20 protein-coding genes are annotated in these 24,804 nt (G+C 40.9%); 14 read left to right on the top strand and 6 right to left on the bottom strand.

The genetic code is table 11. From position 1 onward, the window contains the following. Positions 1 to 232: 232 nt before the first annotated feature. Positions 233 to 1,360, top strand: a complete 1,128-nt coding sequence (locus tag L0B17_RS05320) for a Na/Pi symporter (RefSeq protein WP_235088149.1) — start codon at positions 233 to 235, stop codon at positions 1,358 to 1,360. Positions 1,361 to 1,784: 424 nt separating this feature from the next. After that, positions 1,785 to 2,393 (top strand): protein-disulfide isomerase, encoded by a 609-nt coding sequence (locus tag L0B17_RS05315; protein ID WP_235088147.1) that lies wholly within the window; start codon positions 1,785 to 1,787, stop codon positions 2,391 to 2,393. Between the two features lie 104 nt (positions 2,394 to 2,497). On the opposite strand, the gene L0B17_RS05310 is transcribed toward L0B17_RS05315, so the two are convergent. Beyond that, on the bottom strand, positions 2,498 to 3,130 hold the full coding sequence (locus L0B17_RS05310) for a LysE family translocator (RefSeq protein WP_443019924.1): 633 nt from the start codon (positions 3,128 to 3,130) through the stop codon (positions 2,498 to 2,500). 243 nt (positions 3,131 to 3,373) lie between these two features. Between L0B17_RS05310 and L0B17_RS05305 the strand changes: the two genes are divergently transcribed. Continuing rightward, positions 3,374 to 5,365, top strand: a complete 1,992-nt coding sequence (locus L0B17_RS05305) for a methyl-accepting chemotaxis protein (protein WP_235088146.1) — start codon at positions 3,374 to 3,376, stop codon at positions 5,363 to 5,365. Positions 5,366 to 5,625: 260 nt separating this feature from the next. Here L0B17_RS05305 and L0B17_RS05300 read toward each other — a convergent pair whose 3' ends face one another. Then, positions 5,626 to 5,886 (bottom strand): DUF5062 family protein, encoded by a 261-nt coding sequence (locus L0B17_RS05300; RefSeq protein ID WP_235088144.1) that lies wholly within the window; start codon positions 5,884 to 5,886, stop codon positions 5,626 to 5,628. 287 nt (positions 5,887 to 6,173) lie between these two features. Here L0B17_RS05300 and L0B17_RS05295 point away from each other — a divergent pair, with 287 nt between their 5' ends. Beyond that, entirely contained in the window at positions 6,174 to 8,330 is a 2,157-nt protein-coding gene (locus tag L0B17_RS05295) for a M3 family metallopeptidase (protein WP_235088142.1), read from the top strand. A gap of 445 nt (positions 8,331 to 8,775) precedes the next feature. Here the strand turns inward: L0B17_RS05295 and L0B17_RS05290 are convergent, their stop codons facing one another. Beyond that, complete coding sequence (locus tag L0B17_RS05290) at positions 8,776 to 9,024, bottom strand: DUF3297 family protein (protein WP_235088141.1); 249 nt, start codon at positions 9,022 to 9,024, stop codon at positions 8,776 to 8,778. Between the two features lie 367 nt (positions 9,025 to 9,391). On the opposite strand from L0B17_RS05290, the gene L0B17_RS05285 reads away from it, so the two are divergent. From L0B17_RS05285 to L0B17_RS05255, 7 genes are all read left to right on the top strand, one after another. Then, positions 9,392 to 10,573, top strand: coding sequence for a DUF2157 domain-containing protein (locus L0B17_RS05285; protein ID WP_235088139.1), 1,182 nt, complete (start codon positions 9,392 to 9,394; stop codon positions 10,571 to 10,573). Further along, the gene (locus tag L0B17_RS05280) at positions 10,566 to 11,729 is read left to right on the top strand and encodes a DUF4401 domain-containing protein (protein WP_235088137.1); all 1,164 of its coding nucleotides are present in this window, start codon (positions 10,566 to 10,568) and stop codon (positions 11,727 to 11,729) included. Before L0B17_RS05285 ends, L0B17_RS05280 begins: the two co-directional genes overlap by 8 nt. Beyond that, the gene (locus tag L0B17_RS05275; RefSeq protein WP_235088136.1) at positions 11,726 to 12,229 is read left to right on the top strand and encodes a GDYXXLXY domain-containing protein; all 504 of its coding nucleotides are present in this window, start codon (positions 11,726 to 11,728) and stop codon (positions 12,227 to 12,229) included. Before L0B17_RS05280 ends, L0B17_RS05275 begins: the two co-directional genes overlap by 4 nt. Positions 12,230 to 12,328: 99 nt before the next feature. Next, positions 12,329 to 13,009, top strand: coding sequence for a PilZ domain-containing protein (locus L0B17_RS05270; protein WP_235088134.1), 681 nt, complete (start codon positions 12,329 to 12,331; stop codon positions 13,007 to 13,009). Between the two features lie 17 nt (positions 13,010 to 13,026). After that, positions 13,027 to 13,812, top strand: coding sequence for a polysaccharide deacetylase family protein (locus L0B17_RS05265; protein ID WP_235088132.1), 786 nt, complete (start codon positions 13,027 to 13,029; stop codon positions 13,810 to 13,812). A 136-nt stretch (positions 13,813 to 13,948) separates the two neighbouring features. Further along, positions 13,949 to 15,154 (top strand): serine hydrolase domain-containing protein, encoded by a 1,206-nt coding sequence (locus tag L0B17_RS05260; protein WP_235088130.1) that lies wholly within the window; start codon positions 13,949 to 13,951, stop codon positions 15,152 to 15,154. 199 nt (positions 15,155 to 15,353) lie between these two features. Continuing rightward, positions 15,354 to 16,355 carry a GGDEF domain-containing protein gene (locus L0B17_RS05255; RefSeq protein WP_235088128.1) on the top strand — a complete coding sequence of 334 codons (1,002 nt, stop codon included), beginning with the start codon at positions 15,354 to 15,356 and terminating at the stop codon, positions 16,353 to 16,355. 98 nt (positions 16,356 to 16,453) lie between these two features. On the opposite strand, the gene L0B17_RS05250 is transcribed toward L0B17_RS05255, so the two are convergent. Further along, positions 16,454 to 18,055, bottom strand: coding sequence for a mannan-binding lectin (locus tag L0B17_RS05250; protein ID WP_235088126.1), 1,602 nt, complete (start codon positions 18,053 to 18,055; stop codon positions 16,454 to 16,456). A gap of 456 nt (positions 18,056 to 18,511) precedes the next feature. On the opposite strand from L0B17_RS05250, the gene L0B17_RS05245 reads away from it, so the two are divergent. After that, entirely contained in the window at positions 18,512 to 18,970 is a 459-nt protein-coding gene (locus L0B17_RS05245; RefSeq protein ID WP_235088124.1) for a nuclear transport factor 2 family protein, read from the top strand. 78 nt (positions 18,971 to 19,048) lie between these two features. On the opposite strand, the gene trxC is transcribed toward L0B17_RS05245, so the two are convergent. Beyond that, positions 19,049 to 19,471, bottom strand: a complete 423-nt coding sequence (trxC, locus tag L0B17_RS05240; RefSeq protein WP_272491886.1) for a thioredoxin TrxC — start codon at positions 19,469 to 19,471, stop codon at positions 19,049 to 19,051. 285 nt (positions 19,472 to 19,756) lie between these two features. Between trxC and L0B17_RS05235 the strand changes: the two genes are divergently transcribed. Continuing rightward, positions 19,757 to 21,358 (top strand): methyl-accepting chemotaxis protein, encoded by a 1,602-nt coding sequence (locus L0B17_RS05235; RefSeq protein ID WP_235088123.1) that lies wholly within the window; start codon positions 19,757 to 19,759, stop codon positions 21,356 to 21,358. Positions 21,359 to 21,696: 338 nt separating this feature from the next. Further along, positions 21,697 to 22,908, top strand: a complete 1,212-nt coding sequence (locus L0B17_RS05230; RefSeq protein ID WP_235088121.1) for a porin — start codon at positions 21,697 to 21,699, stop codon at positions 22,906 to 22,908. Between the two features lie 465 nt (positions 22,909 to 23,373). On the opposite strand, the gene L0B17_RS05225 is transcribed toward L0B17_RS05230, so the two are convergent. After that, complete coding sequence (locus L0B17_RS05225) at positions 23,374 to 24,780, bottom strand: alanine/glycine:cation symporter family protein (RefSeq protein ID WP_235088119.1); 1,407 nt, start codon at positions 24,778 to 24,780, stop codon at positions 23,374 to 23,376. Between the last annotated feature and the right edge of the window lie 24 nt (positions 24,781 to 24,804).

The raw sequence follows: 24,804 nt of genomic DNA, 5'->3' as shown, positions 1-24,804 counted from the left end.
CCCCAGATTATTGACATCCTTAGCCCAATCTAAATAAGTTAACACTTCCTAAAATTACATATAACCAATAATTTAAAAAGCTTAAATACAAGCAACGCTGATAATTTTTATACGAGAAAATAAATTTTCTGATTAGAAATATATTTTCAATTTCACCAGGCAAACTGATTACTTTTTACGGCCTTCTGATAGAATGCGCCGCGTCACATAAGTGTCATTTTGGAGTTGTTGCATGAGCGTTTCTCCCTTACCAATTGGCAATACATTGCGTTGGTTCAGTTTAGTTGCATCACTGTATTTACTATTACTTGCTGTCGCAATGATAAGTACAGGTTTTAAATTAGCAAGCGGTGAACAAGCAATGGCATTGTTTGAGTTTGCTTCACATCCGATTACCGGATTAATGGTCGGCTTAACCGCTACCGCATTAATCCAATCATCCAGCACCACCACCAGTATTATTGTCGGCTTAGTTGCTGGCGGTTTGCCGCTACAAATAGCCATTCCCATGATAATGGGAGCAAACATTGGCACCACATTAACCAACACCTTAGTCAGCTTAGGACACTTACGTTGCCAGCATGAATTTCGTCGCGCCTTTGCGGGGGCAACCGTACATGACTTCTTCAATCTACTTGCCGTATCTATTTTCTTACCATTAGAAATTATGTTTGGCTTACTGGAAAAGTTAAGTAGCTGGATAGTCGCTCCCTTTGCAACAATGAGCAGCTCTGGCAGCATTGGCTTCGATTTTATCAAACCAATGACCAAGCCAGTAACTCAATTTATTACCACACAATTACAGTTCGAAAATCCGATAATTAATGGCGCGATTGTCATTGGGTTAGGGATATTCATTCTGTTCTTTGCTGTGCTATTTATGGGGCAACAACTTAAAACCTTAATGGTTGGACGTGCTGAAACAATACTAAAAACGGCGCTGGGTCGTGGCCCTTGTCATGGGATTGCCGCCGGTACAGCGGTCACTGTGCTAGTACAATCTTCATCCACTACCACAAGTTTGATAGTGCCCCTTATAGGTAATAATATTATTACTCTTAAAGAGGCTTATCCCTTCACCCTAGGCGCAAATATTGGCACCTGTATTACCGCGCTATTAGCTGCAATGGCGGTATCGGGAGAGCACGCAATATTAGGATTACAAATCGCACTGGTGCATTTGTGTTTTAACGTATTAGGCGTACTCGTACTTTACGGCATCCCTTTGTTCCGTAATGTTCCGATTCATTGTGCCGAATGGTTAGCTGAAAAAGCCCAGCAAAATAAATTAACTGTAGTAGCTTATATCGCTACAGTATTCTTCATTATTCCTGCAGCGCTGATTACAATGACGCATTGACCCTTGTTGAGTTGAGTTGAGTTGAGGTAAGTTAAGCTTATTGTATATTGGTGGGGTTCAAACAAAAAATCTGACCCCCACTTTTAACTTAGTTTGACTCTTAAGTCGCTGTACTAGAAGAAAACCAAACCAGATATCCCATCGCCATCGCCATCGCCATCGCCAAGCAACACCCTAAGACTAAAGCACCTATTTGTTATTAAAAATCAGCGACATTATCACTCTTAGAAATACTAAAAAATTCATAATATGTCGTCGCACGATTAAAATAATTAGATGTTCAAATCGTATAAATAATCAAATGGTAATGACCCTGCCCAATCAATAGAGTGAGTCATTGCACAATCACCACTGATTCAATGATTGAATAATACCAATAAACTATTTAGGATCGGTTTATCAGCCGCCAACTAGAATGACTTTAATGACCACCGAGCTTTATTTTATCTACGACTCACACTGCCCTTGGAGCTATGCAGCCACACCTTTGGTAAATGCATTGCAAGCAGCCTACCCTGAAATGATTGTTCACTTATTGCACAGCGCACATTACATAGGCCAAGACAGTGCTGGCGAAGAACAGATGGAAGCCGCTGCACGGATCAGTGGGCTTAAGTTTGGCAGAGATCATATTCGCTATGTAAACAGCCCTAAAAACTCTGTAAAAACCGCAAATCTAATGGGATGGGTTCAAAGCAAACAAGCTAGCAAACAATTGGATGTGTTAAATGCAATACAAAGGGCCCACTTCATTGAAGGCAACCCGTTAGATAACAAACACGATTTCAATGCTATTGTCGAAAAATTTAAACTGTCACCATCAAATAAAGTGTTTAAAGATGAGCTGAGTATCGATGCAGAGCACGTCCTAGAAAGTATTGAAGAAATTCAACAAGTGATCGGCACTGCAGGCTTCCCTGTTATGGTAATGACTGTCGATGACAACGCTATTTTTATCGACCACTCACAATACCTAAGCAGCCCTCACGCTGTAGTCGCTGCAGTTGAAAAAGAAATCGCGGCAATTAAATAGTCAGTAAGAAATCAATACCTTTAACGTAAGCAAAAATAAAAAACCACGGTTATAAGCCGTGGTTTTTTTATTATTTAGCAACTGACACAGCGTTTAGCCGTCCCCTATATTTGAGAGGCCAGTAACCAAATAGCCAAAGCAAAAAATATCAGCCCCATAAACTTGTTTTGGTATGTGCGAAACTTCTCATTTTTCAACAGGGGTTTGCCTAAACTGCCCACTAAAGCGACCAGCAACAGATTAAACAACAATCCCATCACATTAAGTAATAATCCTAATGCCAGCATCTGTTCGCCTGAACTGGCACTGAGCTGAGTAGACACAAACTGCGGTAAAAAAAGCACAAAAAACAGCAGAGCCTTAGGATTAAGCAGATTACTGGTAACGGCACGGCGATAAAGTAATTTAGCCAAGTTATTTTGCTGTTCTATTTCAGGAGTTTCAGTCGCAACACTGCGCATACAGTCCCAGCCCATTTTCAGTAAATAAGCACCACCCAATACGCGTAATAACTCTAACGCCATCGGATTCATGGCAACCAATGCAGATACGCCCATAGCCGCAAGCAGAGTTAAAATAAGCCCAGAAGTTGCATTACCTAAGCTGGCATACACCCCTACTTTGCGGCCATAGCTGAGGCTAGAGCTGGCGATCAGCAGCATGTCAGGACCTGGGATTAATAAAAGAGCGATAACAGTGGTTAAATAAACAGGCAGTAAAGCGAAGTCAATCATCATAAATGCACAAATAATAGGTGAACAGCAAAAGAAGGGGCGGATTCTACAGCTAACCAAGATGAATTAAAATCATCTTCAACTAAAAGTAAAAAGTGACTTTGGTAAATTTGCTTACGCGTATCAGTATATTCGGCGATATAACCAACAGGATAAAAGATAGCGACTATAATGTGACTAGGGTTAATTCGCGCTGCCAAAGCGAAAATAACATTCGGTTCAGTGAACTTGTACAGGGTATTCCTAATGGAAAAAAAAACGTTATTGATTGCACAAAAAGCAGCATATCTGAGTGTAGGCTTATTAGTCACCGTCATTGTGCTTATTTATGTAGTAATGCAAACATTAGCACTACCGGTTATTCAAAAAGAAGTTGAAAAGAAAGAATTACTGCGCATTTCAGCCAGTGTCAACGAGGTAAAAATTGAACTCAGTAAAGGTTCTGTCTTAACCCAAAGCTTAGCCTCGTTAGCAGAAACATTGCCTTTAGATGAACAACAATTCTCACTGTTATTTCCTCACATAATTGATCAATTTGGTAATGCCAATGTCGCTGGCGGTGGTATTTGGCCAGAACCTAACGCTTTTAGCTCAAGTACGGCACTAAAATCCTTTTTTTGGGCACGAAATACTGCAGGGCAATTGGAAAAAATTGATGATTACAATAAACCAAATGGTCCAGGTTATCACAATGAAGCTTGGTATCTTACTGGTCGCTCACTGAAGACCGGGCAATGCGGTTGGTCTGAAGCTTATGAAGATCCGGTCAGTGGTACTGCCATGGTCACCTGTACCGTGGCAATTAATCGTGCTGGTCAGTTTTGGGGAGTCGCTACCGTTGATTTAATGCTAGCAGGTTTAGATAAACTGGTTAAGCACCAAAACCAAGAATCGAGCGGGTTCAACTTTGTGCTTGGCCAAGATAATCAAATTATCAGTTTTCCAAGTATTCGTTCATCTTCTCTTGATATGAAAAAGCTCAGTGATGTTGCCGCACAAGATAGCAGCTTACAACCATTATTAAGCGCTATTAACAGCGGCCAGTCTATAATCCAACTGCCAGATGGTGTTGTCAAAGGCAGTGGTTCAATGTTGGCCATAATGAATATGGCAGAAGAAGGCATGAAAATTGGTATCATTTTACCTGATCCAATTATTCAAAAACCAATCAGTGATCTGAGCTTAAGCTTATATGCCACACTTATTCCAATGCTGCTCATCTTTGTTGGTATTCTGATTTTTAATGCTAATAAAGTAATGCAATGGGTGAATGAAACCACGGCGCAAATTCGTATGTTAACTAGTGGTGGTTCTGCAGCCACGCTTAAGATAGAGCGTCATGACGAAATAGGTAATTTAAAACAAGCTGTTAACCAATACAGCGAACATCTAAAAGACTTGCTTGGTCAGATAGCAAACGAAGCGGTAGAGGCTAAAGACCGAGCCAAACAACTAAATGATATGTCTTCTATGCTTAAACAACGCGCGGAGTCACAACTAACAGAAAACCACATGCTAGCTGCTGCTATCACAGAAATGTCAGCCAGCGCTGCCGAGGTTGCACGCAATACAAGATCAACCTCTGAAACAGTCGACGAATCACAAGGTCTCGTTCAACGACGCATGGAGGATGTCAAAGAAAATAGTAAAGCTAACCAAGCATTGTCGGAAGTACTACAACAAACGGCTGACATCATTAATCGCCTTGCATCGGACGCCCAACATATGGGCACCATATTAGATGTGATCAAGAGTATTTCAGAGCAAACTAACTTGTTGGCATTAAATGCTGCAATTGAAGCCGCTAGAGCGGGTGAACAAGGACGAGGGTTTGCAGTGGTCGCCGATGAAGTAAGAACCCTAGCTGGCCGCTCTCAAGAGTCTGCGAGTAAGATTGAAGCTATGATAGTTCAGCTACAAAGCTCAGCTACCCAAGGTGTGAATATCATTATCAGCTCACAATCGTTATCGGTTGAGTCTTTAACTCGGTCAGACAAAGTGATCGCTGGGTTTAATGAAATTATCGAGGTGTTTAGCGGCATCAGCCGCAGTACTTCGCAAATAGCGGTGGCAGCCAGTGAGCAATCAAACGTATCGGGAGAAATTAACCAACTTGCTGAGAACATCCGAGTCAGTAATGACTTAAATGCTAAAGATGCGCTTGAATTAGCAAAAGTCAGTAGTTCATCGTCAGAGCTGTCAAATCGTTTGTATGAATTAAGTAAAGGTTATGCTTAGTATTAATCAATTGAGCGCCAAGGTTATTTAGCACAAATAGCTTAGCTCTCATAAGCGATAAAACCGGCTGTAACATAAAGTAAATAGACGATTATTAAATGCCCTCACCTTTTAGTTATCGGTAACTCAAGGTGAGAGGCACCATAAGTCGTCTCACAAAAAAGCGAGCTCTTATAGGCTCGCTTTTTTACTGAAATTTAAAATCGCTACAATGTAACAATAGCAGTACCGATAATTAATTAACCCTTACTTGGAGAAAATCAGTTAAGTAATTCATGTTCTTTAGGCAGTTGTTTGCTGATCCATAATATCAACTTATGCTTGCGATTCGGGCCATCATCTTTATCTTCTGCTAAAGGTTGAATCAAGTTATCTTCAACCAGTAACCGATAAATACACTCCACTTTATCCTTAGGTGATATGCCCTTACCAAAGTCAGCAAAACCGCGTTTGTGTGCATAGCCCATGCCTATTTCCATTGCAAGTTTGAGCAGTTTTGTATCATGCTTACCCGCTTTCATATAACACCCTTATACCGTTTATCTATTACCATTAAAGTACGCGAATATCTGTGTAATACCACTATAATTGTGGCTTAACGACCTAAAAGAGAATAAATATCACCGCTTGGTGACATAGATTTTAAAAATTAATCTTAGTTAATATCATTACCCTATGCGATAAGGCGAAGGCTTGGTATTGTATGAGGGTTATTATTTTATGTTTTTACGGCCACTATTCAACGCTACGATCACTTTTTGAATAGGCGTAAAACACCTCAATCGGGCAAAGACCCAAGGATATTTCAATGCGTAAAACCCTTATAACAACAGCAGTAAGCGCAGCACTAATGCTTAGCGCGTGTTCAGAACAACCTGCAGACACAGCAATGACCAGTAAAACGACCGCAGAGGCATCAACAACAATGACAAAAGCGCCTGCCACTGCCGACAACGTGCTATTAACGCCAAGCCCTTTACAATATATGGCACCGCAGTTCGACAAGCTAAAAGCAAGTGATTACTTACCTGCATTTGAACAAGGTATGCAAGAGCACAAAGCTGAAATTGCTGCGATAACCAATAACACTGAAGCTGCGACATTTGACAACACCATAGTGGCATTAGAAAAAACTGGCGCAATTTTAGACCGCACTCAACGTGCCTTTTTTAATCTTACCGGAGTCATTTCAGACGATAACTTCATCAGCGTTGAAAAACAAATTGTCCCTAAGCTAACGGCACACCAAGACAATATTTATCTTGATGAAAAGCTTTTCGCCCGCATTCAAGCTATTTATAAAAACAAAGCCACGCTCACAGGCGAAGACTTACGCTTAGTAGAAGTTTATTACGACCGCTTTGTACGCTCAGGCGCTGAATTGTCTGATGCAGATAAAAGCACAATGCGTCAGTTAAACGGTGAATTAGCTAAATTTGAAACCAGCTTTTCACAAAACGTGTTGAAATCATTCACAGATGACGTGATCCTAGTTGAAGATAAAGCTCAGCTTGATGGCTTATCAGATAGTGACATTGCAGCATTAGCCTCTGCGGCAAAAGCTGCGGGTAAAACGGGTTACATGATCACCTTAGTGAACACCACAACTCAGCCACTTTTATCTAGCCTTAAAAACCGTGATTTACGTAAAAAACTATGGGAAACGTCTGCTTATCGCGCCATGGAAACCAACGCGCCGTTAAACATTAAAATAGCGCAGCTACGGGCAAAAAAAGCGCAATTATTAGGTTATCCAACCTGGGCTGCTTACTCCCTAGGTGACCAAATGGCCCAAAATCCAGCAGCGGTTTACGGCATACTTGACGACTTAGCCCCAAAAGCACTGGTAAAAGCCAAAATTGAAGCAGCTGATATTCAAGCTGAAATTGTTAAAGACGGTAAAGATTTTACCCTTGAACCATGGGACTGGGCTTACTACGCAGAAAAAGTACGAACTGCTAAATATGACCTAGACGACGCTCAAGTTAAACCTTATTTTGAGATGAACACCGTATTAAATGACGGCTTATTCTTCGCGATGAATAAGCTTTATGGCATCACAGTTAAACCACGCACTGATTTACCTGTGTGGCATAAAGATGTGACTGCATATGAAATATTTAATCAAGACGGCAGTTCAATTGGCCTATTCTATTTAGACCCATATGCACGCCAAGGTAAGCGCGGCGGTGCCTGGATGGATGAATTAGTTAGCCAGTCATTCTTAAAAAATACCAAACCAGTGGTTTATAACGTACTGAATATCCCAAAGCCTGCCGAAGGTCAGCCTACACTGATGACATTTGACGAAGTGAGCACCATGTTCCATGAATTTGGTCATGCTATTCACGGTCTATACTCACAGGTAAAATACCCAAGCTTAGCAGGCACCTTAACCGCGCGTGACTTTGTTGAGTTTCCATCGCAAGCCAACGAAGACTGGAGCATAGAGCCACAAGTACTAGCAAACTACGCTAAGCATTATCAAACCGGCGAGCCTATTCCAGCAGAGCTACTTGCCAAAGTATTAAAGTCGCATACCTTTAACCAAGGTTTTGGTACGGTTGAATATTTAGCCGCAGCGTTACTTGATATGGAATGGCACTCAATTGCCGCGGAGACTGAAATTACTGATGTTACCGCCTTTGAAAAACAAGCGTTGGCTAAACACGGTTTAGATTACACGCCAGTAGCACCTCGCTATAAAACGACCTACTTTAGCCACAGCTTCGGCGGCGGTTATTCAGCGGGCTATTACGCGTATTTATGGACGGAAGTGTTTGCCGCAGACGCGTTTTCGCACATGATGTCAGAGGGTGGCTTAACTCTAGAAAATGGCCAAAAGTACCGTGATGCAGTGTTGTCAAAAGGTAATAGCCAGGATCTTATGCAAAGTTATATCGACTTTGCCGGTAAAAAACCTTCAACTGATGCGCTATTAAAGCGTCGTGGTTTAGTTAACTAATTTCTCTAGCGCCCACTCTAGTTAACCTCAACTCGGGTTTAAAGATGGGCTCAATAAGCTAAATTCAACAGATTTAGCTTATTTTGTAGCAAACTTGTTATTGGTTTTGGAAACAAGGCGTACTAACACGTCAATCGCTGGCCTATTGCACGTACTTTTGCGTAAAAAATAACGCAGTTAGCAAGGCAAGCGGCTGTTTGATAAACGCTTATTATCCCTAACTGAGGTTAGTGAGTACTATCCTGACAAAAAGTGACTGCAAGAGTTAACTAGCGCTGAATAACGTGATTTATTCACACAAAAAAGCGAACCCCAAAGGTTCGCTTTTTTTAATCGACTAACATTTCTGTTCACAAACATCATCAATAATGAAAAAACGTATTGATACGCTTTTAAATAATAACGACTAGCCTTTAGCTTTTAACAGTAGAATAGTAAGTTAATCCTACTTATAAAATGCTTCTATCTTACCCTTTACTGTAACCGTTAGCGGTTGGCCGCGGCGGTCTAATGCTTTATGCGATGCGACTTTAATCCAGCCTTCGCTAATGCAATATTCTTCGACATCTGCACGCTCTTTGCCGTTGAACATAATTCCAATCTCGTGCTCGAAAATTGCAGCAACATGATGTGGGCTACGCGGGTTGATAGAAAGACGATCGGGTAAAGCGGGTTTAGATGTAGTGTCGGTCATGGTTATGGTCTGCTTTGAATAATGCGTGCGCTATTGTAGGCAATACCCGCCTTATGCTCAAGAGCGACCTTCATAAATGTCGCCATTATTGCACAATGGTATGGTTAGCCAAATTTGCTTGATATTAGTAAATAGTGATTGATAGCGGTAATCTATATCGGTTAAGGTCAGAACCACATAAGTCACACCTAATCAGGCTAAGGCGCATTTAATGCTAAGTAATGATGGGCGACATATAATTCCTATTTTCAAGTTGTCATAGATTTTTCAATATGTGTCGCAATAAATAAACTGAGTTTACATTAGGGGCTAAGTAAAACCTTTCCCTACACTTACGCAATAGATAACAACCCAAGGAAAAGGGACCATGACTCAAAAACGTTCAGACATTTGGCACTGGTTTATTGACGGAAAAATAAATCCCAGTGACTTTAACCCAGCAATGTTAGTCGCCTTTCCTTATCCAAGCAAAATAGAGTGGCTGCAATTAATCGCCAATATATTGCTTTATCTCGGAGTATTGTTACTGGGTGCAGGGGTAATATTTTTCATGGCATTCAATTGGGATGCATTATCCCACCTGAATAAGTTTGCCATAGTCGAAGTCTTATTTTGCCTATTTATCGCAGGATTCTATTTAGTTAACTGCGCTCAACATAAATCACACTCCACATCTGGCTTGCCAAATAAACAGCATAATGACCCAAGCGCTAACCCTAGCGGTCTCCCCAAAAGTAAATTTATTGAAAATACTCCAAATAAGTACGGCTGGAACGTCGCCAATGCGATGTTACTAGGTGCCAGCATTATGCTTGGGGCTTTACTGGCGTTAGTTGGGCAAACATACCAAACCGGCGCAGACCCTTGGCAACTGTTTGCCATATGGGCAGTGTTAATTTTACCCTTTGCTTACATTGCAGGCTTTGACCTTCTGTGGTTACTTGTGGCTGTGTTACTCAATGTAAGCTTAGGGCTTTATTTAGCATCCTTTGACGCTTTATTTGGTTTTTTAGTTGAAGGCCTACAACAAATCGCTGCGTTTAGCTTAGCTAACTTAGCGATTCACTTGGTATTTACCGTCGCTAATCGCTGCCAATGGCGCGGACAACTCCGTTTTAAAAGCCCTATTGTGCAAGCCTGTAGTTTATTGGCTAGCATTATCGGCTTCAGTTGGTTAATCATCTGGGTCATTTTTGACTTCAGTTTCTACGCTGACAATAGCGTAAATGAAACTCATTATGCGCTACTGTACCTCATTACGCTTGCTGGAGTATTTGCCTGGTATCGATACAAAGCGCCGGCCTTATACCCACTCACCTTAGTCTTAACGAGTATAAGCGCTGCTATTGTTGCACTATTATCCAGAGCCTTATTAGACTCAAATGACCCTATACCGATGTTTTTTGTCATTGCTATGGTCGTGATCGGCTTAACCAGTGGCTGTTTGCATTGGCTAAAAAAATTACAAAAAGAGTTCAATCAGCCAGTAATACTTAAGGGCGCCAACACTGGCGGTAATGCTAACAATAAGGAGGCCGACCATGAGTAATTTCAATGCTAGGGGAGACCTCAATACTGAAGCTAACCTCAATATTAAGGGCAAACTATGGCAGTCATTATTTGATCAAGCACTCGTCAGCACCGATAGCCCACCAGCAACGGTATTAACCAACCCTTGGTATATGATGGTGGCACAAATGATTGGCGGCTGGGTGGCAGCGCTATTTTTACTGGCCTGTGTGCTGGTCAGTGGCTCTATCATAGGAGATATTAACGAATCGTTTATCGGCTTTGGTGCAGCGTTAATGCTAGGGTGTTTACTGTATTATCGCCTAAGCGACAACCGTCAAGAATTTGTTGTGCAAATGATGTTTGCATTCAGTCTATGTGGCCAAATCATGTGGTTATTGGGAGTTTATGACAGTTTAGAATCACACAACGACACCCTAGTCGCGTTGATTTACGTGTTAACGTTTGCCATACACTGGGCGGTTATCCCCCACAGAACTAACCAGTTTGTAGCAGCTTTTGGCATGGTGCCTAGCCTATTAGCAATACTCGTATTGAACCAATTATCACTTCTTGTTTTGCCTATTTTAGTGCTAAGTATCATTTCGATTTGGACACAAATGTATCGATGGCCTTGGCATTATCAGCGTCTTAGAATGCTAGGTTACGCGATAGCCATCAACATACTAATGGTTAATTTATCGTTAACAGGGCTGGGCCAAATAATGGATCTGCCCATTGTGTTAATGGCATTAGACTCAAACCTTAGCCATTATATTGCGATAACAATCACCTTACTGTCTGCACTGTGGTTAATGAATAACATCATTAATTCGCTCAATCGCGATATCAATAATCATAAAACTCTGGCTCCACTCACTCGCACCACGTTAATGATTATCCTGAGCGCAATATTAATTAGCCTGCTGTCCATTGTCATGAGCGGACTAAGTACCGCACTATTAATGTTATTGCTAGGTTACTTCTATAATGAACGTAAGCTGATCATGTTGTCAGTATGTGCCTTACTCGCCTTTATCGGCCTATATTATTACTCACTTCACATAGACTTATTTGAAAAATCGATGTGGTTAATTGCTAGCGGCGTGATGCTCTTGCTGATGAGATTAGTTATAGGCATGAAGATAACAATAGGTGTGAAGACCAGAACAACAAGTAAGGAGCTAAGCGAATGACAATCAGTAAAAGCTCGCTGGCGGTATTAGCCAGTGCATTCATCATACTCGGCTTCATTAACTACAATATTTACCAGCAAGAACAGTTACTCGCCAATGGTGAAGTCATACTATTTGAACTAGCACCGGTCGATCCACGGTCGTTAATGCAGGGCGATTATATGGCGCTGAATTATGACATCGCCACCGCCATTGGTTTATCAGTTGATCCATACCCAAACGCTCAAGATAATCAAGATGGTTTTTTGGTCGTCACTCTAGACAACCATCGCATTGCCCGATTCGATAGTCTTTACAGCGGCGGCACTCTCACCGCTGATCAGCGACTTATTCAATACCGCATTCGCCAAGGCAGGGTAAAACTTGCCAGTAACGCTTTTTTCTTTGAAGAAGGTCGAGCTGAAGAATTTGAACAAGCAAGATATGGCGAGTTTAGAGTCAACCAGGCGGGACAATTGTTATTAAGCAATATGATAGATAAAGACTTTAAACGGATTTAATTGCCGCCCATATTAATCCAGCAAAGTGATACTCATTATCTGCTAGGATTTATACACTGAGCGAATGCTCCGAACGTGTCAGCCCAAAATGGACAAAATATGGCTACCAAACAAGTCAGCACCAACAATAATCACACTAACGCATTTAAGTTTTTATTAGCGGGCACGTCAGTTAATATTGATATCGTCACACCAACGGGTGAACTCGGGCGCTTTAGAACCACCTTTATTGGTTATCTGCCACAACAATTCATTCTTATCCAATCTCCCGACTCAACCAAGCTTGGCAAACATGAACAATACATTGTTAAAAACGCCCCTATTACAGTGCGGGGATTAGTTGAGGGACACGAAGCCTCAGTCATCGCCTTTCAAACTACCTTAAGGCAGACCTTAAGCACCCCGAGCAAAATGTTAGTGTTAGATTTTCCCGACACTATGATGATCCATAATTTACGTTCCACTAAACGAGTGCTCACCGCACTTGCCTGTTCAGTGATTGTCAATGGTAAAGAGTATGAAGCTGTAATGACAGATGTGTCATTATCGGGGTGTCATATTAGCCTTGCCATGGGCGGCGCCGATAGCATTACAGAAGACATAATAATCAGCGTCAAATTTTGTGAACACGATGACGAAGAAGCCACCCTCACCGTATCTTGCAAAGTATGTAACCTTAAACCTTTTAAGCAAGGCGTTGAGTTTGGGGTCGAGTTTGAAGCGGAGCAATCTGCCTCTATCGAGTCTATTATCCGTCTAGCCCTGTTATCGGAAAAATAATGTTGTCGGATAACCTAATGTTCAACATCACTAAAATAAATCCGTGTTTACTGATTGCCTTAGCTTTGATGTGCTCTGCCGTTAGCTATGCCGAGGTGCCAGACAATAAATTCACCTGGCCCAATGGCAGTCAGCTAGCCGTGAGTCTGTCCTATGATGATGCCTTAAATAGTCAGTTAGATAATGTTATTCCTGTATTGGATCAATATAATCTCAAAGCTTCATTTTATGTGGTGACTGGCTCACCAGTACTGCTGCAACGTAAAGCCGAATGGCAAGCCGCTGCTTTGAATGGCCACGAGCTTGGCAACCATAGCGTAAACCACCCTTGCAGCGCTTCATTACCCAACCGAGAGTGGGTACAGCAGGCACAAAATCTTGACCGCTACACTGTTAAGCAGATGCTGACAGAACTCGAACAGGCAAATGCCTTTTTAACCACCATTGATGGAAAAACAGAACGGACTTATACCGTGCCCTGCGGTGATTTATTGATTGGGGATAAGCCATACCTCGATAAAATCAGGCACCTTTTTGTCGCCATAAAAGGTCATAATAGTAACCTTAGGTTTTCGCCAATCATTTATCCCACTGGCGAAACGGGTAAGCAACTTATCGAATATATTCAACAGCTACCAAGTGATACCTTATTAGTAAATATGATTTTTCATGGTGTAGGAAGCGACTACTTATCGGTATCAGCCGAAGCTCATGCTGAGCTAGTGAATTTTTTAGCCCTAAATAATAATATTTACTATGTCGACAGCTATATTAATTTGATGAAGTATGCCGCCAAAAACTAACTAACCTCAACCCGTTTCAGGGAAAACACCGCTATAGTCATTGCCAGTTGCCCCCATATATATGAATCAATTGATTTATCTTAGGTATGACGATAGGTTACTTAACAAGCATTAATTTACCTATTGGGAAACCTCGATGTCTAACTGGTTTAAGTACATCAAAGCTGCAGTAGTCAGTATTGTGATTGTTATCGGCTTGCTAGTTGCATTTAATTGGCAAAGCGTTAATCGCTTATACAGTGTTATTACACTATTTGATGACACATTAATCGTCGATAATTTTTCACACATGAATGATATATTCTTTAACCAGAAAATTAACCAACACGGCAAACCTTCCCCCTTTGGTGTCAACTTAACGCCGTTACCAAAGACATTTAATTATCGAAACACCACCACCAACGCTGAAGCATTTCTAAAGCGCCGAGCAACAACAGCCTTGCTGGTAGTTAAAGACGACAACATCACCTACGAGCAATATTTTCTAGGCACCCAAAGTGATGACAAACGTATCTCATGGTCAATGGCAAAATCATTCGTGTCGATATTATTCGGCATACAGGTTGATGCAGGCAAAATTGATATCGAAAAAAGCGTCGATTTTTATCTACCGGAACTGGCAAACTCGGGTTATGCCAATGTGAAAGTCAAACACGTTTTACAAATGTCATCAGGGGTTAAATGGAATGAGGATTATCAGGACTTCTATTCTGACATTAATAAAATGGGCCGCGTGCTAGCCATTGGAGGATCGTTAGATCAAATGACCAGTGAACGGGTTAATCAGTCCCCGCCAGGTAAAGTGTTTCGTTATGTCAGTATGGATACCCATGTCATTGGTATGATAGCAAGGCGTGTTTCTGGTAAGTCATTAGTCGAGCTTTTACAAACCACTATGTGGGACAGAATAGGCATGGAAAGCGATGCTTATTGGCTAACCGACTCCCAAGGCTCTGCTTTCGCATTAGGCGGTTTAAATTTAACGACCCGTGACTATGCCCGCTTTGGCCGTTTATTACTTAATAATGGCGTTTACAATGGCCAACAGATTATTTCAAAAGACTGGATAAAGGCCGCCACAACAGCGCAGGCTGATTACTTACAACCACAAGCAGATAAGCTCGGTTATGGCTACCAAATTTGGCTACCACCAGGCGCAGAAGCCGGTGAGTTTTTTTGCGTCGGTGTTTACGGACAATATATTTATGTAAACCAACAGCACAATGTCGTCATAGTCAAAAACAGCGCCGATTTAGGCTTTCAAGACAGCTTAATCTCTAAGCATGAAACCATTGCCTTTTTCCGAGAAATTGTCGCGTCATTGGAGTCACCTCATCGATAGGTGTTTATCAGAAAAGTTGGCAATTGAAGTCAATAAGATCAGCATTCAGATAATAAAGGCGGCGAGCCATCAAATTTGCACCTTATTTGCAGCGTTTAACAAAGGAAAAACCTACTTTTATACACGCTCACTAACTCATTGTTCCAAATAACGCTATGATGAAATAATATGATGGTAATTAGTCTGATATGGAAGCGCTATGCATAGGATAGAGTTGGATAAAACCTATCGCCTTAGAAAAAAAGTGTTAATAGGCGCCTGTGGTTTATTAAGTATCATTGGCATATTTTTAGGTTTTTTTAATTTACTCAAGATAGAGGCTAGCCCAGTATTAGCGATATTTGAGCTTATATACTCTTTGTTGTCGCTGCTATTAATGTTCCGTGCATTAAACGATCGCCATCAAATTTGGGAAGTACATCTATATGTTTACGGCCTGACAGCACTGATTATTTTTGCTATTTATATTGCGGACTTAACTAGTTTTCGATTTTGTTGGGCACTGGTTGTTCCTATTCTGTTTTTCCTTATACTGGGTAAAAAGTCAGCCACTATTCCTACCTGTATTTTACTGGTGTTTTCACTGTTCGATATCAGTGTAAAATCAGCAGTGATGTTCTCGTCCATGATAGTTAATTTTACATGCAGCTATCTTATGGTGTGGATTGTATCTTATGTCTATGAAACTAACAGAGAAAACTCAGAAAGAGAACTACAAGAATTAGCTTTGCTCGATCCTCTCACCCAAAGCTATAACCGCTTAGCGTTAGCAAAACAGTTTCAAAAAATGTCCACAAAACCTAACATGTCAATGTACATGCTAATGTTAGACCTTGATTACTTTAAAGAAATAAATGACAGTTATGGTCATGAAACAGGGGATATTATTCTTAAAGAGTGTGCAGCAAAAATTAGCTTAATCGCTAATCATCATTGTACTTTTAGAATTGGCGGCGAAGAATTTTGTGTCATCGTTGAAACCAAAGAACTCGCCCAGGCATTAGCATTAGCTGAATCGATTCGTCAACAAATCAGTCAACGTGAGTTCAACTTTGCAGATCAGATATTGTCCATCACCTTAAGTATAGGCGTGGCCAAATTTGAAACAGACATGACGCTATCTCATGTATTATCAGAAGCAGATGCACAACTGTATAAAGCTAAACACTTAGGCAGAAATAGAGTTGTTTATAAACAGTAATGGGCACGACAATAAATCTTTATGTTTATAACCGATAAGGCTTCGCAACTAAAATAAAACAGCGGGTTACATCACCAGCTGTTTTATCCACATTAACATTATTTATTACAACAACCGCAAACGGTTTGTGGTAATTGTGCACCAGTACTGGCACTTTGATTAGTCCATTGACCATTCCACTTAAGTTTCGAAGAAGAGTTAGCACAAGTGCTAGGGCAATCTGCCTCAGCTTGCGTCTGACTATTAATAGTATTAGCAGCTTGCACATCTAAACACTGATTAGATCCCACAGCGATATCATCGAAAATATGACTTAAGCTGTTAGAGGTGGTATTACTGGCACTGCTGGCCGTGCCAGTGTAGTTATGACAACCAAAACAATTAGACACAAAACCTGCTGACGGCGATGATGCTGATGCTAGATTTTTTTGATCTGGATTAAGATTTATCGCCGCGGTATTTACCTCTTGATATTCAGTCTCAGCAACCGTGTTAGCGAGTCTTAATGACCCTCTTTGATTACCAATTTGCGACACAGGCTGACCGTTTGTTGGCGTAATATAAGAGCCTTCAGAAATGTCACTTACCCACAAAGCCCCCACATTAAAGTAGTTTGCCAATACTTTAAAATCAGCCGTTAAATAAGGCTGAACGTTAGCGTTAAGGGTTTTAATGGCAGCTGTATTCTCATCAAAATTGGCATCCGCTACTGACGACCCATAAGGATACATACGACAAATTTCTGTCGCGTTACCGGTAATTGAAGTTTGTTCAGTTGGGTTATTAAAATCACAGTTTGCCTTATTATCTTTCAAGCTCGCCGTACAGGCTTGGCTAGCAAAAGACCAATTAGTGGTCGATTCGGGTAAGGTACAATCTGGGGTGTTTTGCTTGTGTTCAAAGGTGGCCCAAACAAACTCAGGGTGATTAGGGGTTGCGACTGCGACATGAAAACCAACCATCCCCAATTTAGTGGTTTTACTGTTTTTTTGGTCTGCTTTTACCAGGGTAATATTGGCATCCATAGTAATGAATTTACTTGGGTCATCATTAGCGCCAAGCACTTTCCAGGCAGTTTTAAGCTCAGTGGTTCCACCAGGAAAATTTTGTTTCTGTTGTATCGCTTTAACATCACACATGTTTTTACTAAAACGCACATCGTAATAAACAACGTTTTCATTTTGATCGTAAATAGTCGCCCCGCCACCAGCTTGGCCTATGCGCTCAGGTATCGTAAAAGTAGTGCCGTTTTCTTGCGGTTTCATAGAGCGAATAAACAGTACATGTGAGTCGTGCTTATCATCACAGGAGTTAGCTGGAGTACCATCACTATTAACTTCTAGCTCATAGAATTGGTCTGTGTCTTGAAAATTGAGTACATCAGGATGAGCTTGTGACTTTACCATTAAGTAACTAAAGGTTTGCCAGGAAAACTGATAAAAGTCGCAAAATGAACTGTCTCCAGGACCATTACTTTGCTTTACTTCAGAGGGTAAGCTTGGTGTTGTAAACCAGCTAGCATCAGCACTGCAATTAAGTACTGCAGGATCAGTTAGCTTACTTTTCGCTGTATCCGCCTTAGCCATTAGCCCTGTTTTTTCATATGTCACTTGCTTAGCAAGGGCAATACTGGAACCCGATATACACAGTAATAAGCCACTGACTAATGCGCTTATCTTTCTTTTATAAAATCTATTCATACAATATTCCCTTATGTAAATAATCACTGATCCACCTTAGACAGTAACCAGCCTCTTAACATGCATTGCCTGCATATTGCTCACAATGGTTTGCAAGCGTTATGACTATAGTCAAAATTATTTAACACCAACCTTCTGATATTATTCTATATTAAAATCATTGACTAACGACTTGGTCGACTGGCTGTCAATGGCATGCTCAGACATAATTTTAAGCAAGTGAATTGACCTAGCCGTGATACATCTATGCAAATAACAGGGCTTGTCGATGTAAAGTGAAAATGACCTAAGACAGTGGTTTAAGTGAGTAGCTTAAGTGAGGGGGTTAATTGAGAGGCAAATAGCGATATTCATACTAAGTCGACTATCATCTACTATATTCATGTAATCTCAACGTGATTGATTCACTGTATTATCATCCATCCTGCTTACTCACTACGCTAGGAAGCGAACCAAATGACAAAGATTGCCTTCGTTTTACTCACCTTTTTATCGATGACTTCCGTTGCTGACGACTTAATACTGACAGACAAAATGAAAGCACTAGATACAGCGCTATTTGAATCATTCAATCGCTGTCAAAATCCGGATGAGCTTGTTAAACATGCTAGTTTTTTTGCGACTGATGTCGAGTTTTATCACGATAATGGTGGCGTTACTTGGGATCGTGACAGCATGATAGCCAACACTAAAAACAATGCATGTGGTCATTACAGCCGTAAACTGATTGACGGAACATTTAACGTGCATTCGATTAAGGACTTTGGCGCCATCACTAAAGGGGTACATATTTTTTGTCAAAATAAGACTAATGAATGTGAAGGCAAAGCAGATTTTGTCATGGTTTGGCGCCAGGTTGACGATAAGTGGCAAATTACGCGAGTATTAAGTTACGGTCACCGGAAGAATAAATAACAAGATTATCGATAATAAACGCGACATATTGTCGCGTTTATTATTGCCTCAATATTGGCTTATTGAATGCCCCAAAGTCTATTTTAATGACTCTAGCCATTGATTAAATGATGCAGCTGGCATGGCTCCCGATTGCTGTGCAATCACTTTACCTTGCTTAAACACCATCAAGGTGGGGATAGATCGAATATTGAATTGAGCTGCTAAGGCTTGCTGCTCTTCGGTGTTGAGTTTACCAAACCGAAATCTGGGCTCCCATTTTTGAGCAGCTTGGGTAAATACTGGGGCAAAGTTTTTACAAGGCCCACACCAGCTAGCCCAAAAATCAACGACTAATGGCAATTCTGATTTAGTCGCATGGTAACTAAAATTGGCCGAGGTGAGTTCTATAGGTGCTGCCACAAACAAATTTTGTTTACACTTACCGCAAGTCGGTTGTTGTTCAAGACGCTCTTGTGGGACACGATTTAACGTATCGCAATGGGGGCAAGCTATTATCATCTTCAGTCCTTTATAACTTCATTATTACTGACATAAACAAATGATGTCAGAATATCATTTACCACCCATAATTGCTCAACAGACTCTTCAAATATAAAACGAAATAAATGTAATAATATTTATCTTATCGTTTTATCGGATGACACAGCCAAACATCAATACATGGATTAAAAACAATATTTAACTAACATCAGTAAAGATGATAATACTCATCTAAAAGCTGAATAAAAAACCACGATTATCCGGTCTTCTCTATTCTGACAAAAAATCTAAGGTATATGCCCTATGCTTCATACTTTTAATACCATCAAAGCTCGTATTTTATTAGGTTATGCCGCCACAGTAATCATGACGTTAATTGCCGCAAGCTTACTCGGTAATAGCAATCAAACGGTTAAGCATGAGGTAGCAGGCTTTGTTGATGGTACTTTACCAGCACTTAACAGCATCACTGAAGTACAAAGCCATGCTAAAGAATTAGTGTTAATGGGATATTCTCTTTACGGTACGACCATTAATATCAGCGAATTTAGTCAACAAAAAACCACCTTAACTAAAAATCTTAATCAACAACATCAACAGTTAAACAATCTAGTATCAACACAATTAGTCACCCAAATTGATGCGTTATACACGTCCTTATCTGCGCTCGAAACAACAATGAGTCAGCCGTCGGTAGATTGGGACAAGGCTCGAGATCAGTTAAGCCGCTTAAACGAGAGTGCTAATGAATTAAAGGGCCGGTTAGATATATTAGCGCAAGAGATTTCTACCCAAGCCAACAATAATGCAATCAATATCCAACAAGAATTGGGAGACAACACATTATTGATATATGTATTGGTAGGCTTAATGGTACTCGTGGCAATAGGCGCTTATTTAGCGGCGCAAAAACAAATTGCTAGCCCTATTCAGCAACTGTCTAACGACTTAACCCGCATTGCACAAACCCGTAATTTAACCACCAAATTATCAGATGAATGCATTGTCGAAATCAGTAATGTCGCCACCAGTGTTAATGGCTTAATTAACGTATTCCGTCTTGGTATGAACGATGTACACAATGCTATAGCTGGCATAAGTCAAACTGTTACGCAACTGAGTCATTCCTCAGGTACATCATCCGCTTCGGTCGACGAGTTACAACACACTATCGTCAGCTTAGTCGATGTCATGTCGCAATTAGAACATCATATGGAACAAAGTGTTGCACACTCTCAAAATGCATCAGACTCAGCCCAGCAAGGGGCTAAAAGTATGGCTGCAGGTCAAAAAGAGGTACAACATACCGCCACCAGCATAAGTGAGTTAGCTGACGATATTGAAACAACAGCAGGCATGTTACTCACCTTACAAAACTCCGGTAATCAAGTCTCAAATGTAGTAAAAACCATTGCTGATATTGCATCACAAACCAACTTATTAGCACTTAATGCCGCAATTGAAGCCGCCCGCGCGGGTGAATCAGGTCGAGGCTTTGCGGTTGTCGCAGACGAAGTCAGAACCTTGGCGATACGCACCCATCAATCTACCGTAGAAATTAATACCATGTTGGCAAATATTGTTGATTCGATACAGTCTGCGGTTGGCAATATGTCCTCTAATCAACAAAAAGCACAAGCATCAGTAGAGCTAGCCAAACAGCTAGTAATAACACTTGAACAAAGCAGGCAGACGATATTATCACTTGCTACTGTTAGCCAAGAAGCTGCAATGTTAGCGCAAGCATCACAGCAACAAGCCAATACGGTCAAACTTAAGGTGCAAGATTTTAAATTGCTAGGCGATACGGTATCAGAAGGGAATTATCAAATCAGTCAAGCTGGCAATAAGCTCAGTAACTTGGCTGATAAACTGACCAACACGGTCGACTTATTTGAACGCTAATATTTGAACGTTAATCATACTAAGCTAGGATGAACCCAATCATCCTAGCCACTTTAAGACAAAATCAGCTCACTATCTCAGCTTATTTATGGCGATGCCCCAAAAAACAACATTGCCCTAATGTAAGTGTTGTTACTACTGTGTTTCAACGGTGTTTTCATAGCATTCAAATCTGTTTGTCATCCGTTAATGAGTTAAAAATTGTGACGTTTATCGTCTGTAATAATACTTTTTATCTTGGAAGGATTGCCAATCCTTTGCTAATCTCAATTCCAATTAACAAAGACGATAATAACGAGCTGCAATTTGCAGGCTCAAATTAAAAGGTTGCCCCCTGAATGAAAACCACACTTTTAGCTACCGCGCTTACAGCACTGTTTATTGCCCCAACCGTTTCAGCAATAGAAATTTATAAAGATGATAAAAATGCTGTCGAAATTGGCGGTTTTATAGATGCTCGTATCATTAATACTCAGGGTGAAACAGAAGTGGTTAATGGTGCCTCGCGTATTAACTTCGGGTTTAATCGTCAATTAACCCATGGCTGGAGTGCTTTTACTAAATTAGAGTGGGGAGTTAACCCTGTAGGTAACAGTGATATTGTTTATAACAATCGATTTGAGTCTGTTCAAGACGAGTTTTTTTATAACCGTCTAGGCTATGTCGGGCTGGCACATGACGACTACGGCACGTTAACCATAGGTAAGCAATGGGGCGCTTGGTACGACGTAGTTTATAACACTAACTACGGTTTCGTGTGGGACGGTAATACAGCTGGTGTATATACCTATAACAAAGATGATGGTGCTGTAAATGGTGTCGGTCGTGGTGACAAAACGGTTCAGTACCGTAATGCTTTCGGTGATGTGAGTTTTGCAATTCAAACACAGCTAAAAAATAGCAGTTTTTATACCTGTGATACCAGTGAAGAAATTAGCCAAACTGACTGTGAAGAGCTATTTCAAGCTGGCGATAAAGCCGCCCAGCAAGTTGACTTTAACTATACCTATGGTGGTGCTGTAACCTATAACGCAACAGGTATGCTGACATTCACAGCCGGAGTTAACCGAGGTGAGTTTGATGTGCAATTTGGCAATGGCGAACAAACAACCGCTATCGACCTTATTTACGGCGCCGGTGTAACCTGGGGCAACTTTGACAAAAACGGCCTTTATGCTGCGGCTAACTATAATAGACAAGAAAACCATGACACGGATAACATAGGTCGCTTAATCAAAGACGCCTACGGTATCGAATCGTTATTGTCGTATAAATTTGAAAACGGTTTACGTCCTTTTATATCGTATAATATTTTGGATGCAGGTAACGATTATGTTATTCAACCCAACTTTAACGCCGATCCAAACGACGTATTTAAGCGCCAGTTCGTGGTAGTAGGTTTACACTATGTATGGGATACCAACACAGTGTTATATGTTGAAGGTCGCAAAGACTTCAGTGATTTTACTAGCGCAGATAAAGAACAAGAAGCCAGAATGTCGCTGTCAGAAGAAGATGGTATCGCTATTGGTATTCGTTACACCTTGTAATCGATTAGTCTGATACAAAAATGGCCATAATGCCCTAAAGCTCGAGATGAATATTTCGGGCTTTTTTTATGAAAAAATCCAAGAATAGACCTATAGCGGCGACTTAATTAATTATTATAAATCAGTGAACTAAACTATTTTGTACACTTATTCTATATTTGAGTTAGCAGCAAACGCTGACATATGGTGTGAGCTTTAATTTTTTAACATAGAAAATTAAATTATCGTCAATATAAATCCGATTTGAATAAAAACGAGTAAGATTTTACCATTCAAATTTTGCAGTCAACATCCTGCTAGCGGTGAAAACAAATAACAATAAAAACAATTATATAACCCCAAAAACCTCATAGTCACCGTTCAAACTATAATCACCGCGCTAGTATTTATACCCAGCTTGAAGCCCTCAAGTTTTTTATCTTTATCAATTTACTTCAAAAAAACTAAACGCCTGAAATATGGCAATTAAGACCATACGCCGTCTTCGGTTTTACCTTGAATTTTCACATCAGCCAGCTTGAATTCAGGCTTATTATTGATTTTTAACTTCATTTGATAATCGCGGGTTAAATTTACTATGGTCGGGGTCAGCAGCATAATGGCGCTGATGTTAACCACTGTCATTAATCCCAATGCCATGTCGGCCATGTTCCACACTTCTTTTAATGAAGCATTAGCCCCCCAATACACCATGCCTAAGTACAGCAAGGTGTAAGCTGTGCGGCCATAGATGTTATCTAGTTTGAATAGGTGCAAGTTACTTTCTGCGTAGGCATAGTTGGCAACAACAGAGGTAAATGAGAACAGGGTGATGATGATGGCTACAAACATATCGCCGCTGACGCCCATATGGTGAGTCATGGCATTTTGGGTAATGCGGATACCTTCTACTTCAGTACCAATATTGCCCTGGGCCAATAAAATCACTACCGCGGTGCAGCTACATAACACCATAGTGTCAATAAATACCCCAAGCATCTGCACGTAACCCTGCGCCACCGGATGGTTTGGTACTGGCGTTGCCCCTGCTGCTGCATGGGGTACGCTACCGGCACCTGCTTCATTTGAATACAAACCGCGTTGAATACCGTTTTTAATTGCAGCGCCCAGTGCGCCAGCGCCCGCTTCCGTTAGTCCAAATGCCGAGTTGAATATGTCCATCAATACCGCTGGTACTTGCTGAATATTGATTAAGGTGACAATAACTGCGGCTAAAATAAACGCCAGCCCCATAAACGGCACCACAAGTTCAGCAAAACGGGCGATACTGCGCAGCCCGCCCATGACGATAATACCAGCAATTAAGGTAATCACTGCGCCGGAATAAACGCTAGAAATGTCGAAGGTGTTATTGAGTGCATCGGTTATGGTGTTGGCTTGCATAGCGCTGAAACTAATGCCGTAACCCAAAAATAGACATAGCGCAAATAACACAGCTAACCAAGGTTTATTCAGCCCTGCACGAATATAATAAGCAGGCCCTCCGCGGTATTCTTTATGATCGTCTCGTACTTTATATAACTGACCTAACACGCTTTCGGCAAAACCAGTTGCCATACCCAAGAGGGCAATCACCCACATCCAAAAAACCGCGCCACTGCCACCAAGCGAAATAGCCATCGCAACCCAGGCTAAATTGCCGGTGCCGACTCGGGCAGATAAGCCAGTACACAAGGCTTGGTAGGAACTGATCCCTGATTTATCGCTTTGGGTACTGCCTTTCATGACTTTAAACATATACACGAAATGTCGAAACTGAATACATCTTAATTTTAATGAAAACCATATGCCGGCAAATACTAATATGTAGATCAGTATTTGATAATCGCCCCATAAAACGTTATTAACCAGCGATATAATGTCATTAACCATTAAGCAACTTCCTTTGTTTTATAT

It is taken from the genome of Shewanella sp. OMA3-2 (assembly GCF_021513195.1).
In the GTDB taxonomy this organism is placed as follows: domain Bacteria; phylum Pseudomonadota; class Gammaproteobacteria; order Enterobacterales; family Shewanellaceae; genus Shewanella.
The sequence above is the reverse complement of the archived record's forward strand: the minus strand, read 5'-3'. Positions and strand labels throughout refer to the sequence as shown.

Bases quoted from the DNA above. Each gene is read 5' to 3' on its own strand.
- L0B17_RS05255 (WP_235088128.1), top strand. From the start codon at position 15,354: ATGCATAGGATAGAGTTGGATAAAACCTATCGCCTTAGAAAAAAAGTG.
- L0B17_RS05310 (WP_443019924.1), bottom strand. From the start codon at position 3,130: ATGATGATTGACTTCGCTTTACTGCCTGTTTATTTAACCACTGTTATC.
- L0B17_RS05270 (WP_235088134.1), top strand. From the start codon at position 12,329: ATGGCTACCAAACAAGTCAGCACCAACAATAATCACACTAACGCATTT.
- trxC (WP_272491886.1), bottom strand. From the start codon at position 19,471: ATGATAATAGCTTGCCCCCATTGCGATACGTTAAATCGTGTCCCACAA.
- L0B17_RS05265 (WP_235088132.1), top strand. From the start codon at position 13,027: ATGTTCAACATCACTAAAATAAATCCGTGTTTACTGATTGCCTTAGCT.
- L0B17_RS05300 (WP_235088144.1), bottom strand. From the start codon at position 5,886: ATGAAAGCGGGTAAGCATGATACAAAACTGCTCAAACTTGCAATGGAA.
- L0B17_RS05235 (WP_235088123.1), top strand. From the start codon at position 19,757: ATGCTTCATACTTTTAATACCATCAAAGCTCGTATTTTATTAGGTTAT.
- L0B17_RS05295 (WP_235088142.1), top strand. From the start codon at position 6,174: ATGCGTAAAACCCTTATAACAACAGCAGTAAGCGCAGCACTAATGCTT.
- L0B17_RS05245 (WP_235088124.1), top strand. From the start codon at position 18,512: ATGACAAAGATTGCCTTCGTTTTACTCACCTTTTTATCGATGACTTCC.
- L0B17_RS05250 (WP_235088126.1), bottom strand. From the start codon at position 18,055: ATGAATAGATTTTATAAAAGAAAGATAAGCGCATTAGTCAGTGGCTTA.
- L0B17_RS05275 (WP_235088136.1), top strand. From the start codon at position 11,726: ATGACAATCAGTAAAAGCTCGCTGGCGGTATTAGCCAGTGCATTCATC.
- L0B17_RS05260 (WP_235088130.1), top strand. From the start codon at position 13,949: ATGTCTAACTGGTTTAAGTACATCAAAGCTGCAGTAGTCAGTATTGTG.
- L0B17_RS05225 (WP_235088119.1), bottom strand. From the start codon at position 24,780: ATGGTTAATGACATTATATCGCTGGTTAATAACGTTTTATGGGGCGAT.
- L0B17_RS05230 (WP_235088121.1), top strand. From the start codon at position 21,697: ATGAAAACCACACTTTTAGCTACCGCGCTTACAGCACTGTTTATTGCC.
- L0B17_RS05290 (WP_235088141.1), bottom strand. From the start codon at position 9,024: ATGACCGACACTACATCTAAACCCGCTTTACCCGATCGTCTTTCTATC.
- L0B17_RS05315 (WP_235088147.1), top strand. From the start codon at position 1,785: ATGACCACCGAGCTTTATTTTATCTACGACTCACACTGCCCTTGGAGC.
- L0B17_RS05320 (WP_235088149.1), top strand. From the start codon at position 233: ATGAGCGTTTCTCCCTTACCAATTGGCAATACATTGCGTTGGTTCAGT.
- L0B17_RS05285 (WP_235088139.1), top strand. From the start codon at position 9,392: ATGACTCAAAAACGTTCAGACATTTGGCACTGGTTTATTGACGGAAAA.
- L0B17_RS05280 (WP_235088137.1), top strand. From the start codon at position 10,566: ATGAGTAATTTCAATGCTAGGGGAGACCTCAATACTGAAGCTAACCTC.
- L0B17_RS05305 (WP_235088146.1), top strand. From the start codon at position 3,374: ATGGAAAAAAAAACGTTATTGATTGCACAAAAAGCAGCATATCTGAGT.